Genomic DNA, 14,502 nt, shown 5'->3' on the forward strand with positions numbered 1-14,502 from the left:
TTACACCGTATGAAACTGATTTCTGCCCCGTCCTATGGCGTAGTAAATCAGGCCATGGCGTTCAAGCATTTCGGGCTCGTACAGGTTCCGGCCATCAAACACCACAGGCTCCCGCAACGCCGAGGCGACCACGTCAAAGTCCGGCGAGCGGAACTCCTTCCACTCGGTGCAGATGACCAGAACATCGGCGCCTTTCAGGGCCTGTTCCTTGGTTCCACACAGTGTCAGCCCCGCCTGATTGCCGTAAATACGCTGGGTCTCCTCCATTGCTTCCGGATCGAACGCCTGCACCCTGGCGCCTACCTTCCACAGATCTTCCATCAGGGTTCGTGACGAGGCTTCGCGCATATCATCGGTGTTTGGCTTGAACGCCAGACCCCAGAGCGCCACGACCTTGCCGTTGAGATTGCCACGGAAATAGTGGGAAATTTTGTCGAACAGAACGTGTTTCTGCGCGTAGTTCACCGACTCGACAGCGTTCAGCAAGCGGGATTCGTAATCGCAGTCGCGGGCGGTTCGGGCAAGCGCCTGAACATCCTTGGGAAAACAGGAACCGCCGTAGCCACAGCCGGGGTAGATAAAATGGTAACCAATGCGCGGGTCCGACCCAATGCCCTGGCGAACCGCTTCTATGTCCGCACCGAGGCGCTCCGCCAGGTTAGCCACTTCATTCATAAAGCTGATCTTGGTCGCCAGCATGGCGTTAGCGGCGTACTTGGTCAGCTCCGCCGACCGGACATCCATGAAGATCATCCGATCGCGTGACCGGTTGAACGGGTAATAGACCTCGCGCAGCAGCTCCGCAGCCTTGTCGCTGTCCGTACCAACCACGATCCGGTCCGGTTTCATGAAATCATTGATGGCAGCCCCTTCCTTGAGAAACTCGGGGTTGGAGACCACATCAAAATCCAGCTCGAGATTGCGGCCATCCAGTTCAGCACGCAACGCGGCTCGCACTTTATCGGCGGTGCCGACCGGTACCGTGGATTTGTCGACCACCACCTTGTAGTCATCCATGTACTGACCTATCGCCCGGGCGACGGCGGTTACATACTGCAGGTCTGCAGAACCGTCTTCGTCCGGGGGCGTGCCCACCGCGATGAACTGCAACGTGCCATGCTTGACCGCTTTTTCGGCATCGGTGGTAAAGGCGAGACGCCCGGCTTCGACGGTATGCGCGACGATGCTTTCGAGACCCGGCTCATAGATGGGAATCTGACCGTTCTCAAGCTTTTCGATCTTGGCCTTATCCACATCCATGCACAGGACGTGGTGGCCAACGTCTGCAAGACACGCCCCTGTTACCAAGCCAACGTACCCAGTGCCAAAAATCGTAATCTTCATCCATTCATTCCCAATGCTGTTTAGAGGAGGACTTAAGACCTCAACTCGAAGAATGCTTGCGTTTTTGCCAGATGGCTTCCCAGGCCAGCGCTGTCCCGACAATCGTCTCGAGACTGTCGTACTCCGGGGTCCAGCCCAGGACTTCTTTGATCCGCGCATTATCGGCCATCAAGGCCTCTGGATCGCCCGCGCGACGCCCGGTTTCGGCAACCGGAAAATCAACACCCGACTGCCTTTTGACCTCACCGATCACTTCTTTAACCGTGAACCCTCGACCATAGCCACAGTTCAATACCTTTGACTCGCCGCCCCGGGCCATATAGTCAAGGGCCATAACATGGGCCTTGGCCAGGTCGTCCACATGGATGTAATCGCGCACACAGGTACCATCCCGAGTACCGTAGTCGGTGCCGAACACACTCATGCCTTCTCTTTGGCCAGTCACACACTCACAGGCAACCTTGATAAGGTGGGTGGCCTCAGGGGTCGCCTGACCCAACACCCCCTCGGGGTTTGCGCCAGCGACATTGAAATAGCGAAGAATCACATAGTTGAGGTCGGAAGCGGCGGCCAGATCCATGATCATGCGCTCGCTCATCATCTTGGAAGCGCCATAGGGATTGATGGGCGCAAGCGGCATATCTTCCGTCAGAACCGTCTGGTCCGGCATGCCGTAGACAGCCGCCGTTGAGGAAAACACCATGAAGGGAACCCCGTGCCTTTCCACAGCTTTGAGGAGATTCAGGGTATTGCGGGTGTTATTGCTGTAATACTTGAGCGGATTGGCTACAGATTCGGGGACCACGATGTTGGCTGCGAAGTGCAGGACCGCGTCAAATCTCTGATCTGTGAACACCTCTTCAATGACCGCTTCGTCGGCCAGGTCACCGACGATGAGCTTCCCGGCCGTGACTGCCCAGCGGTAGCCGGTCGAAAGGTTATCGAGAACAACGATGTCATGGCCCGCCTGATCCAGTTGGCGTACAACATGACTCCCTATATACCCGGCTCCGCCGGTGACCAGAACGTTCATGACGTAAGTTTACTCCTTCCCTGAAGATTGACGACGCTGTTGCCGGATTTCTTCTCGCCGAGCGCTGAAGAAACCGCTGATCATTTCGCTGCAGCGCTGCTGAAGCACCCCGGACACAACGGACACGTCCCAGTTGAGGTGAGGCTCTTCAAGCGTTCGACGAGCCGACTCCACCGCACCGGCTTTGGGTTCCGGGGCCCCGTAAACCAGACGGCTGACGCGACTGTGTACAATGGCCCCGACGCACATCGTACAAGGCTCCAGCGTTACATAAAGCACCGCCCCGGACAAACGGTAATTGCCCACCCTGGCCGCGGCATCCCGAAGGGCCCGGATTTCAGCGTGAGCGGTTGGGTCACACCCGGTGATGGGTGCATTAAACCCTGCACCCACTTCCTTTCCGTCAAGCACGACCACGGCCCCAACAGGCACTTCGCCAGCACTGGCTGCCTGGGCGGCCAATTCGAGCGCTCGCGCCATCCAGAGCTCGTCACTGGCAACTGGCTGTGTTAACGGATCCATACCTGCCGGGCTATTCCCACTCAATGGTTGCCGGCGGTTTCGACGAAACGTCGTAGGTCACCCGGGAAACCCCGGTGATCTCATTGATAATCCGATTGGATACGGTTTCCAGCAACTCATACGGCAGATGCGCCCAACGTGCGGTCATGAAATCGATGGTTTCCACCGCTCGCAGCGCGACGACGTACTCATACCGGCGGGCATCGCCTACCACGCCTACGGATTTCACGGGCAGGAAGACGGCGAAGGCCTGACTGGTCTTGTGGTAGAGGTCTGCCCGGTGCAGCTCCTCCAGGAAGATCGCATCGGCCCGGCGCAGGATATCCGCGTATTCCTTTTTAACCTCGCCAAGGATGCGCACACCCAGCCCCGGCCCCGGGAACGGGTGACGGTAGACCATGTCATAAGGGAGACCCAACTCGAGACCGATGCGGCGGACCTCATCTTTGAACAGCTCGCGCAGCGGCTCAACAAGCTTCAGCTTCATGGTTTCCGGCAAGCCACCCACATTGTGATGAGACTTGATGACATGGGCCTTGCCGGTTTTTGAGGCCGCCGATTCAATGACGTCCGGGTAGATGGTGCCCTGCGCCAGCCAGTTGACATCCTTGATCGTCGTGGCCTCTTCATCAAACACGTCGATGAAGGTATTGCCGATAACCTTTCGCTTCTGCTCGGGATCGCTCACACCCTTGAGCTTGGACAGGAACAGGTCCTCTGCATCCACCCGGATCACCTTGACGCCCATGTTGCTGGCAAACATATCCATGACCTGGTCGCCTTCGTGCAGGCGCAGCAGTCCGTTATCCACAAACACACAGGTCAGCTGGTCGCCGATGGCCTTGTGCAAAAGCGCAGCCGTCACCGAAGAGTCGACACCGCCTGACAGTCCCAGCAGAACCTTGTCGGAGCCGACCTGTTCGCGAATCTGACGCACCGCGTCATCGACGATCTTGGCCGGCGTCCAGAGTGCTTCACACTGACAGATATTGAGAATGAAGTGCTCGAGAATGCGTTTGCCCTGCAGGGTGTGAGTCACCTCGGGGTGGAACTGGACCCCGTACAGGTTCCGGCTGAGATCCTGCATCGCGGCGATGGGCGCGCTCTCGGTAGACGCCAGCAACTCGAAGCCATCCGGCATGACCACAACCTTGTCGCCATGGCTCATCCAGACATCCAGCAGGGAATCCCCGGTGCCGGTCAGGTGATCGGTAATATCCTGAAGCAGCGGTCCGGTCGCACGGACTTTCACCTGGGCATAACCAAATTCCCGTTTCTCGGAACTGGCCACCCGACCACCGAGCTGTTCGGCCATGGTCTGCATGCCATAACAGATACCGAGAACCGGAATCCCCCGCTCAAAGAGACCTTCCGGTGCCCGCGGACCACCCAGCTGGGTAACGGATTCGGGACCGCCGGCCAGGATGATGCCCTTGGGGTTGAACTCATCGAGCTCTTCATCGGTGATATCGAACGCCTTGATTTCACAATAAACGCCGATTTCCCGTACCCGTCGTGCAATCAACTGGGTGTACTGGGAACCGAAATCGAGAATCAGGATGCGGTGGTCATGAATGTTCTGGGCCATGGAGTCCTCGGGTCAGAAATAAATAACGCGGCTCCAGAGGAGCCGCGTTGGGGTAGAACCAGTGTTAGCCGATACGGTAGTTCGGAGCTTCCTTGGTGATGGTCACGTCGTGCACGTGACTCTCACGCATGCCGGCGTTGGTGATGCGCACGAATTCGGGCTTGGTCCGCATCTCTTCCATGGTGGCGCTTCCGGTGTAACCCATGGAAGCACGCAGGCCACCAACCAGTTGGTGAACAATGTTCCGCATGGGGCCCTTGCAGGCAACGCGCCCTTCAATGCCTTCAGGAACCAGCTTCTCGATACCCTTGCTCGCATCCTGGAAATAACGGTCACTTGAGCCCTGCCCCATCGCGCCGATGGAACCCATGCCCCGATAGGCCTTGTAACTACGGCCCTGGAACAATTCCACCTCGCCCGGAGCCTCGTCGGTGCCCGCGAGCAGGCTGCCAATCATCACGCTGTGGGCTCCTGCCGCGATGGCTTTGGCAATATCACCCGAGAACCGGATACCACCATCAGCAATCAGCGGTACGCCCCGGTCTTTCAATGCGGCGGCAACGTTCGACACAGCGGAAATCTGGGGAACGCCAATGCCCGCCACAATCCGGGTGGTGCAGATTGAGCCAGGTCCGATACCGACCTTCACCGCATCTGCGCCGGCATCGGCCAGAGCAAGCGCGGCTTCGGAGGTCGCAATGTTGCCGCCAATGACCTGGACTTCGGGGAAGTTTTGCTTCGCCCAGCGGACACGATCGATTACACCTTTGGAATGGCCGTGCGCGGTATCAATCACAATGACATCCACGCCAGCTTCAGCAAGCGCCGAAATACGTGCCTCTGTATCCCCGCCAGTGCTTACTGCCGCCCCAACCCGCAGGCGACCCTGATCGTCCTTGCAGGCCAGCGGGTAGTCCTTGGCCTTCTGGATGTCCTTGACGGTAATCAGGCCGCGAAGCTCGAAATTGTCATTGACCACCAACACCTTCTCGATCCGATGACGGTGCAGGAGCTCCTTGACGTCGTCGAGGCTCGCGCCTTCCTGGACGGTGACCAATTTATCCTTGGGTGTCATGATGTCCCGGACCGGCGTATCCATGCGGCTTTCGAACCGGATATCACGACCGGTCACAATGCCGACCAGGTCATTGCCATCCACTACGGGCAAACCGGAAATGCTGTTCGCCATGGTGATATCCACCAGTTCACGAACGGTGGTGTCCGGAGCAACCGTGATGGGGTCCTTGACCACACCACTTTCGAATTTCTTGACCTTGCGAACCGCTGCAGCCTGTTGCTCAACTGTCATGTTCTTGTGCATGATACCGATTCCGCCTTCCTGGGCCATGGCAATGGCCAGCTCGGCATCAGTCACGGTATCCATCGCAGACGACAGCAGAGGGATATTGAGGGTAATCTCCTTGGTCAGCTTGGTCTGCAGACTGACCTCATGTGGGAGAACTTCGGAATATCCGGGGACCAGCAGAACATCATCAAATGTGAGGGCTTCTTCGGCAATTCGCAGCATTGGGATCCGCCTTTTGAACGTGCTAAGTTGGGAGTTACCCTGCTGAACCCGCGGCGGCACAGCAAAGCAAAATCCTTAATCGATCTATTATAAAGGGGTGCTGGAATTCAGTAAACCGCACCTTTTTTAAGGTTCGATTGCATCTTTTTGAAATTTGGCTATTTTTACCCTCCCACTTTTCGGCTATTGCGTATGGATGACTACCCCACTCCCAGGGAGAACCCGCTGTTTCAGGACACCAGGCCTCGCGCCCTGAGCGTCAGTGAGCTCAACCACCAGGCCCGACACCTGCTTGAATCAAGTTTCATGCAGGTCTGGGTAGAAGGAGAGCTGTCCGGGTTCTCACGGCCATCGTCCGGGCATTGGTATTTCTCGCTGAAAGACCGGAAATGCCAGGTGCGGTGTGCCATGTTCCGGGGTTTCAACCAGCGCATTCGCACTCTGCCCAAAGAGGGGGACCAGGTGCGGATTCGAGGCAAGGTGACGCTGTACGAGAATCGGGGTGATTTCCAGATCATAATCGAGCACCTTGAGCCGGCCGGCCTGGGCGAACTCCAGCAAGCCTTTGAAGAACTCAAACGCAAACTGCAGACCGAGGGGCTGTTCGATACCGCAAGAAAAAAGCCCTTGCCGAAAACGCCGGGGCACATCGGCGTGATCACCTCACCAACCGGCGCTGCCATTCACGACATCCTGACCGTGCTTGCTCGCCGGTGTCCGGCCATACCGGTCACGCTCTACCCCACTGCCGTTCAGGGCAAGGCCGCCACGAGAGATATCGTCCAGGCCATTGAACGGGCGCAAGCCCATGGCGTTGCCGACGTTCTGATCATCGGGCGCGGAGGCGGTTCACTGGAGGATCTTTGGTGTTTCAACGAAGAAGCCGTGGCCCGTGCTGTGGCCGCGTGCCGGATACCAACCGTGAGCGCGGTCGGACACGAAGTGGACGTAACGATCACCGACTTTGTCGCCGATCTTCGCGCGCCAACCCCCTCTGCTGCCGCTGAAAAGGTTTCGCCCGACCAACTGGATTGGTTGAGGCAGATTCAGGAACGGGAACACCGTCTCGCAAACGCTGCCAGACGGGCCATCAAGCGATTCGCAACACAACTTGAGCATCTCGGTGCCCGTCTCCGCGATCCGAGAAGGGATCTGCTGGAAAAAGCCCAACGCATGGACGATCTGGAACTCCGCCTAGGCAAAGCGATGGTTCAGCGCCTGGAGCGGCTAAGCGTGCGCAGCGACCATCTCGGCCAACGCCTTGCCCTGCAATCCCCTCGCCGCCAACTGATCGACAGCCGTGCGTCCGTTGCACTGGTCAGCGAGCGCCTCAGCGCCGCTATTCGGGCACAACTTAAACACCATCAGGAACGCCTCGAACACATGGCCCAGACGCTCAATGTCGTCAGCCCCCTGGCCACACTTGGGCGAGGTTATGCGATTGTTCGCGACAACCAGGGCAACATCATCCGCAATGCGTCGGACGTTGCGCCCGGCGACGGGATCACCGCCCGAATTGCCCATGGGGAGATCGAGGCCAGAGTGACTTCTGTCAATTCACCGGAAAATTAGCGCAGAAAAACGGCGCAACTAAGCCAATGGTCTACTAGTCCATGATTTCAAACGGCCTAGAGTTGTTCAGAAAGATAATAAAACAACAATAGGCAGAATGAGGTGGAATGTATGGACTACCACTCCGAGTTTCGGCGTTCGATTGACCAACCGATCGACTTCTGGCGAGAACAGGCCGAGCACATCGAATGGATCGAGCCGCCACAAACCATCTGGACACCAACCGACAACGGTCACGGAAAGTGGTTCCCGGACGGCGTCCTGAACAGTTCCGATGTCGCCCTGGACGCCAACATCCGAGCCGGACGTGGTGAACAGATCGCCCTCATCTACGACTCCCCCGTCACCAACACCAAGCGATCCTATACCTACCAGGAACTGACCGATGCGGTAGCCCGATTCGCCGGCGCGCTGTCGGACAGGGGCATCACCAAGGGTGACCGGGTCATCATCTACATGCCGATGATCCCGGAAGCGGCCATTGCAATGCTGGGCTGCGCCCGCATTGGGGCCATCCACTCGGTGGTCTTTGGCGGTTTCGCCTCTCACGAACTTGCGGTCCGCATCGACGATGCCACGCCCAAAGCCGTCGTCACGGCCTCCTGCGGTATCGAGATAAACCGGGTGATCGAGTACAAGCCCCTTGTGGACAAGGCCATTGAACAGGCCAGCCACAAGCCGGAAAGCTGCATCGTCTACCAGCGCCCCCAGGCCAAAGCCAACCTACAGCCGGGCCGGGACTTTGACTGGAGCGAGGCCATTGCCAAAGCCACTCCGGCAGATCCCGTTCCTGTGAAGGCCACAGACCCTCTGTATATTCTGTATACCTCCGGAACGACAGGAAAACCCAAAGGCGTCGTGCGTGATAACGGCGGGCATGCTGTGGCGCTGAACTACAGCATGAAGCTGGTCTATGACGCCAACCCCGGCGACGTTTACTGGGCCGCGTCTGACGTGGGCTGGGTAGTGGGTCACAGCTACATTGTCTACGGCCCCCTGTTCGCCGGCTGCACAACCATTCTCTACGAAGGTAAGCCGGTCAAAACTCCAGACGCCGGTGCGTTCTGGCGAGTGGTTCAGGATCATGGCGTAAACCTCCTGTTCACTGCACCCACCGCTTTTCGTGCGGTTCGCAAGGAGGACCCGGAAGCCGACCACCTGTCACGTTACGACGTCAGCTCGCTGAAGCGTATTTTCCTTGCGGGCGAACGTCTTGATCCACCGACCTATGACTGGCTGAACGAGCACACCAACCTGCCCATTCTCGACCATTGGTGGCAAACCGAAACCGGCTGGGCAATTTGCTGCAATCCCGCTGGCATCGAAATGATGAAAACCAAGCCCGGCTCAGCGACCGTACCCTCGCCCGGCTTCAACGTACAGGTCGTGGACATGAACGGTCGCCAGATGCCCGCAGGCGAACAGGGGCAGATCGCCGTCAAACTGCCCCTCCCCCCAGGCTGTCTGATGACCGTGTGGGAGGACGACGCCCGTTTTCGGAAAAGCTACCTCGAACCCATTCCGGGCTTTTACAGTTCCGGGGATGGCGGCTTTATCGACGACGATGGGTATGTCTTTGTCATGGGGCGCACCGACGACGTCATCAACGTGGCGGGCCATCGCCTGTCAACGGGTGAGATGGAGGAAGTGGTTGCCTCCCATCCGGCCATTGCCGAGTGCTGTGTCGTGGGCGCCCACGACGACCTGAAAGGACAGGTGCCCGTTGGCCTGGTGCTGATCAAGGACGGGGCAACCATCGATCACGACGAACTGGAGGATGAACTGGTTGAAATGGTTCGTGAGAAGATCGGCGCTGTCGCGTGTTTTCGCAGGGCGATCGTGGTTGACCGGCTGCCGAAAACCCGATCCGGCAAGATACTGCGCCGGGTCATTCGCCAGATAGCCGACGGTGAAGAGTACACAGTACCCAGCACGATTGACGACCCCGCCATTCTGGATGAGATCAGCGAGCATTTCCGTCGCTGACCCCCTCCCGCCCGAAAACCTCCCGACCTCCGAAAAGAGGCTCGGGAGGTTTTGCCCGTCTGTCCGGCCAAATAGTTGTTTTTAAAACACTAAAAACTCTCCGGAAACCGGAAAAAAAGCGTTGACGACCCCCAAACTCGGTCTATACTGAAATTGCTGTGAAAGTACAGCGGTATTTGGTGAATGCGCTATAACGTCCTGCCGAAGTGCTCTTCGTTGCTCCTTCCTCAGTACTCTCTGGATTTCTCAGCATGGATTCCATAAGGAATATGAAGGTCCCGTGAGGGCAAATTTCAGAAAGACAGGAAAGATCAATGTCCGATACAAAAACCGGCCACGTGAAGTGGTTTAACGAGTCCAAAGGCTTTGGCTTCATCGCTCAGGATGGTGGAAGCGACGTCTTTGTTCATTACAGTGCAATAAATGCGAGCGGTTTCCGTACCCTGACCGAAGGTCAGCAGGTACAGTTCACCGTAACGCAGGGACCGAAAGGCCCACAGGCGGAAAACGTAACCCCGGTCTGAGGTTGCCAGTTCCGTCCTTTGCCCCTCACGGGCATGGGAAAATCAATAAGCCGGCACTTGTGCCGGCTTATTACGTTCGGTAGAGCCCGCTAATCAGGCATCAACCGTGTCCGGCCTCGTTTCAGCGGCCCGCATTTCAGTTCCCACGACCTGTGCAACGGCCGAAAACAGCGCCTGAAGGGTTGCTGAGGTCGTATCTTCTGCCAGCGCCGCCGCGCTGCAATGCTGCCCTCCCGCCATCAGACGGATGCACGCCAGCGCGTTCGCGTTTGTGCCCTCGCCGAGCGCGAACTCGTCATAAGCCTCAACCGCTATCGAAATACCGAACTGACGCTCCAGAGCATCAGACACCGCCTCGACGGCACCCAATCCACGCCCTTTAAGGGACCGCTCTGTTGTACCGGAGCCCACGGTAACGTCAGCTTGTACGCCCTCGGAATCGCGATGCAGATCGTAAGCGCGCAACGCCCAGTCGTCATGGACCTTCAGGTAGCGTTCTTCGAACAACCGATGGATAGTGAGGGAATCGATTTCCCCGCCGTTGGTTTCCGCTTCCTTCTGCACCATCTTTGAGAACTCAATCTGCAACCAGCGCGGCAGACTGATGTTGTAATCACGCTCCAGCACGTAGGCCACCCCACCCTTGCCGGACTGACTGTTGATTCGCACCACTTCCTCGTAGCGACGCCCAATATCGAACGGGTCGATAGGCAGGTAGGCAACGTTCCAGAGCTCACCTGGTTCCCGCCGGGCCAGGCACTTGCGAATAGCATCCTGATGGCTACCGGAGAATGCGGTGAAGACCAGTTCTCCGGCATAGGGGTGACGGGGATGCGTTGAAATCTCGGTACAGGCTTCAACCACCTCGGTGATCTCGGCCATTCCCGACAGATCAAGAGTCGGATCGATACCCTGGGAGTACAGATTCATGGCCATGGTAACCAGGTCCATGTTTCCGGTGCGCTCACCGTTGCCCATCAGAGTACCTTCTACTCGATCAGCCCCCGCCATGACCGCCAACTCGGCAGCAGCGACAGCGCAGCCACGGTCATTGTGAGTATGCACACTGATACTCAGGTGCTCGCGGCGCTGAATGTTGTCGCAGATCCATTCAATCTGGTCAGCAAACACGTTTGGTGTTGCCATTTCGACGGTCGCGGGCAAATTGATAATGACCGGCTGCCCCTGATCCGGCCGCCAGACCTCAGTAACCGCATCCACCACCTCGGCCGCAAAATCCAGCTCGGTGCCGGTGAAACTTTCGGGGGAATACTGGAACGTCCATTCGGTCTCCGGGTGTCGGGCGGCAATCTCACGTACCAGTCTGGCGCCGTTCACCGCAATGTCCCTGATTCCCGCACGATCAAGCCCGAACACCTGCTCCCGCTGAACCGTCGAGGTGGAGTTGTAGACGTGAACGATGGCGCGTTTGGCGCCTTTCAATGCCTCGTAAGTGCGCTCGATCAGCTCCGGACGGGCCTGGGTCAGAACCTGGATCTTCACATCATCGGGGATACGGTTCTCGTCGATCAGCTTCCGGCAGAAATCAAAGTCGGGCTGGCTCGCGGCCGGAAACCCAATTTCAATTTCCTTGAAACCAAGCTTGACCAGCAGATCGAACAATCGTTGTTTCTGGGCCACCGTCATCGGCTTGACCAAAGCCTGATTACCATCACGAAGATCAACCGCGCACCAAGTCGGCGCCTTGTCGATAACCTTGTCAGGCCAACGGCGATCGGTCTTGCCAACGGGCTTGAAAGCAACGTACTTGCGGTAATCAAAAGCCATTTCAGTCAATCCTTGCGGTTTCGGGTGGAGAGTCTTGCAACAGTTTTAATAGGTTAACGTCAAAACGCGAGCATATGATTGCTATTTTAGTCGCTCAGCACTATTTTTAGCTACATTCTGCCTAACTTAAAATTACGATTGGCATTTTATGGCTAAAAACCCGGAAAGACTTATTAAAATCGACAAAACCGACCGCCGCATTCTCGAGCAGGTGCAACAGAATGGCTCGCTGACCAATCAGGAACTGGCTGACAAAGTTGGCCTTTCACCCTCACCCTGCCTTCGCCGCGTCCGGGCTCTTGAAGATGCAGGCATCATCGTCCGCACCGTCACCATTCTGGATCACAAGAAGCTGGGCCTGTCGCTCACCGCCATCATCCTGATCGGCATGGACCGACACACACCGGAACGGTTCTCCGCCTTCGAAGAGCAGGTGGCCCAATACCCCGAGGTCCAGGAATGTTACCTCATCACGGGTCAGGACGCGGACTACATGCTGAAGGTTGTCGTGCCTGACATGGATCATTACCACCATTTCCTCCTGAACCGCATTACTCGGATTCAGGGGGTGAGTGGTGTGCATTCCAGCTTTGTGCTCAGAAGAGTCATTGACAGCACGGCGTTGCCCCTGGGATACCTGACCTGACAGCACGACTTCGCCGCTCAGGCCTTCCCAATGCCATGACGACAACAGCGCCTGCCCGTTTCCTCACTCGCCATCTGTACCTCGACAGGCTGGCTCCGTACAATAACGACCTCTTTACGACAAATAGAGCCTATGCCGGCTGCAGCGGCCTACTGGCCGCCGATCGAATAGGCTGACAATCCCCTGATCTGAACCAAACGGAAGACACGATGCGAGCAAGCCGCTATCTGATTGCGACCCAGAAAGAGACACCGGCAGACGCCGAGATTATCAGCCACCAGCTCATGCTGCGTGCCGGCATGATCCGCAAGCTTGCGGCCGGACTCTACACCTGGCTGCCAATGGGCTTGCGGACCCTGCGTAAGGTTGAGCGAATTGTTCGCGAAGAAATGGACAAGAGCGGAGGCCAGGAAGTCCTGATGCCAGCGGTTCAGCCAGCGGAGTTGTGGCAGGAGTCCGGACGCTGGACCCAGTACGGCGGCGAATTGCTTCGCATGCATGACCGCCATGGGCGGGATTTCTGTTTTGGTCCGACCCACGAAGAAGTCATCACCGACCTGATCCGAAACGAGCTGAACAGCTACAAGGAACTGCCGGCCAACTTCTACCAGATCCAGACCAAGTTCCGTGACGAGCGCAGGCCCCGCTTCGGCGTCATGCGGGCTCGTGAGTTCGTCATGAAAGACGCCTACTCGTTTCATCTCAATGGCGAGTCGCTGGACGAAACCTACCAGATTATGCACCGCACTTACTGCGCCATCTTTGATCGCCTGGGTCTGGATTACCGGCCGGTTCAGGCCGATTCCGGGGCCATCGGCGGCAGTGCGTCCCACGAATTCCACGTGCTGGCCTCCTCGGGCGAGGACGACATCGTGTTCAGCACCGACAGCAGCTATGCCGCCAATATCGAGAAGGCCGAGGCGGTCGCACCAACTGGCGAACGCGCAGCCCCGTCCGAGGAACTGAAAGAAGTTTCGACGCCGGGTCAACGCACGATTGACGCCATTTCCGAATTCCTTGGCGTTGATGCCACCCGCACGGTCAAAACCCTGCTGGTTAAAGCTGAGGCCGACGAAGAGGAAGAAGCGGGTCTGGTTGCCCTGATCCTGCGTGGTGATCACAGCCTGAACGAGATCAAGGCTGAAAACCTGGCCGGCGTTGCCGAGCCGCTGACCATGGCCACCGATGAGGAAATCGAGAAAGCCGTCGGCTGCAAGGCCGGCTCAATCGGGCCGGTGAACCTGAATGTGCCCATTGTGGTTGATCGCAGTGCGGCTCATCTGGCCGATTTCGTCTGCGGCGCCAACAAGGACGACTTCCACCTGACCGGTGTGAACTGGGATCGTGACGTACCGCTTACCCGGATCGAAGACATCCGCAACGTGGTGGAGGGCGATCCGAGCCCCGATGGTCAGGGTACCCTGGAAATCCGCCGCGGTATCGAGGTCGGCCACATCTTCAAGCTCGGCAACAAATACAGCCAGGCCATGAACGCAACCGTACTCGATGAGAACGGCAAGAGCGTCGTCATGGAGATGGGCTGCTATGGCATTGGGGTATCCCGAATCGTCGCCGCGTCCATTGAACAGAATCACGATGAGAAGGGCATTATCTGGCCAGATGCCATTGCCCCCTTCCAGGTCGCCATTGTGACGCTGAATGCGCACAAGTCGGCCCCCGTTGCTGAAGCTGGGGAAAAACTCTACGAACAGCTCCGCCAGGCGGGATACGACGTGCTTCTGGATGATCGCAATGAGCGACCGGGCGTCAAGTTCGCCGACATGGAGCTGATCGGCATTCCTCACCGGTTCGTGGTCTCCGATCGCGGCCTGGCCGCTGGCACGCTCGAATACAAAGGACGCCGGGATGCCGACAAGCAGGATATTCCGGTAGCCGAAGCCCTGCCCTTCCTGATCAATGCGTCACCACGCAAGGGGCTGTGATAGCGGGCCAGGTGACGTTTGGGTAGGC

11 protein-coding genes are annotated in these 14,502 nt (G+C 57.8%); 5 read left to right on the forward strand and 6 right to left on the reverse strand.

The window, feature by feature from the left end:
• The 5 genes from KXD86_RS03280 to guaB all read right to left on the reverse strand — a co-directional run bounded on the left by KXD86_RS03280 (position 1) and on the right by guaB (position 6,015).
• Positions 1-1,344 (reverse strand): UDP-glucose dehydrogenase family protein, encoded by a 1,344-nt coding sequence (locus KXD86_RS03280; protein WP_218634653.1) that lies wholly within the window; start codon positions 1,342-1,344, stop codon positions 1-3.
• A 40-nt stretch (positions 1,345-1,384) separates the two neighbouring features.
• Entirely contained in the window at positions 1,385-2,377 is a 993-nt protein-coding gene (galE, locus tag KXD86_RS03285; RefSeq protein WP_218634654.1) for a UDP-glucose 4-epimerase GalE, read from the reverse strand.
• A 9-nt stretch (positions 2,378-2,386) separates the two neighbouring features.
• Positions 2,387-2,899 carry a tRNA adenosine(34) deaminase TadA gene (gene tadA, locus KXD86_RS03290; RefSeq protein WP_218634655.1) on the reverse strand — a complete coding sequence of 171 codons (513 nt, stop codon included), beginning with the start codon at positions 2,897-2,899 and terminating at the stop codon, positions 2,387-2,389.
• 10 nt (positions 2,900-2,909) lie between these two features.
• Positions 2,910-4,487 carry a glutamine-hydrolyzing GMP synthase gene (guaA, locus tag KXD86_RS03295; protein WP_218634656.1) on the reverse strand — a complete coding sequence of 526 codons (1,578 nt, stop codon included), beginning with the start codon at positions 4,485-4,487 and terminating at the stop codon, positions 2,910-2,912.
• 64 nt (positions 4,488-4,551) lie between these two features.
• Positions 4,552-6,015: an IMP dehydrogenase gene (gene guaB / locus KXD86_RS03300; protein ID WP_218634657.1), complete on the reverse strand. Its 1,464-nt coding sequence runs from the start codon at positions 6,013-6,015 to the stop codon at positions 4,552-4,554.
• 192 nt (positions 6,016-6,207) lie between these two features.
• On the opposite strand from guaB, the gene xseA reads away from it, so the two are divergent.
• The 3 genes from xseA to KXD86_RS03315 all read left to right on the forward strand — a co-directional run bounded on the left by xseA (position 6,208) and on the right by KXD86_RS03315 (position 10,097).
• Entirely contained in the window at positions 6,208-7,587 is a 1,380-nt protein-coding gene (gene xseA, locus KXD86_RS03305; RefSeq protein WP_218634658.1) for an exodeoxyribonuclease VII large subunit, read from the forward strand.
• A gap of 102 nt (positions 7,588-7,689) precedes the next feature.
• Positions 7,690-9,573, forward strand: a complete 1,884-nt coding sequence (locus KXD86_RS03310) for a propionyl-CoA synthetase (RefSeq protein ID WP_376770946.1) — start codon at positions 7,690-7,692, stop codon at positions 9,571-9,573.
• A 314-nt stretch (positions 9,574-9,887) separates the two neighbouring features.
• Positions 9,888-10,097, forward strand: coding sequence for a cold-shock protein (locus KXD86_RS03315; RefSeq protein ID WP_008169155.1), 210 nt, complete (start codon positions 9,888-9,890; stop codon positions 10,095-10,097).
• A 93-nt stretch (positions 10,098-10,190) separates the two neighbouring features.
• Here KXD86_RS03315 and leuA read toward each other — a convergent pair whose 3' ends face one another.
• Positions 10,191-11,885 carry a 2-isopropylmalate synthase gene (gene leuA / locus KXD86_RS03320; RefSeq protein WP_218634660.1) on the reverse strand — a complete coding sequence of 565 codons (1,695 nt, stop codon included), beginning with the start codon at positions 11,883-11,885 and terminating at the stop codon, positions 10,191-10,193.
• Between the two features lie 148 nt (positions 11,886-12,033).
• Between leuA and KXD86_RS03325 the strand changes: the two genes are divergently transcribed.
• Entirely contained in the window at positions 12,034-12,531 is a 498-nt protein-coding gene (locus KXD86_RS03325) for an Lrp/AsnC family transcriptional regulator (RefSeq protein WP_218634661.1), read from the forward strand.
• 209 nt (positions 12,532-12,740) lie between these two features.
• Complete coding sequence (locus KXD86_RS03330) at positions 12,741-14,474, forward strand: proline--tRNA ligase (RefSeq protein WP_218634662.1); 1,734 nt, start codon at positions 12,741-12,743, stop codon at positions 14,472-14,474.
• Positions 14,475-14,502 lie beyond the last annotated feature (28 nt).

This window comes from Marinobacter arenosus, from assembly GCF_019264345.1.
GTDB classification, from domain to species: domain Bacteria; phylum Pseudomonadota; class Gammaproteobacteria; order Pseudomonadales; family Oleiphilaceae; genus Marinobacter; species Marinobacter arenosus.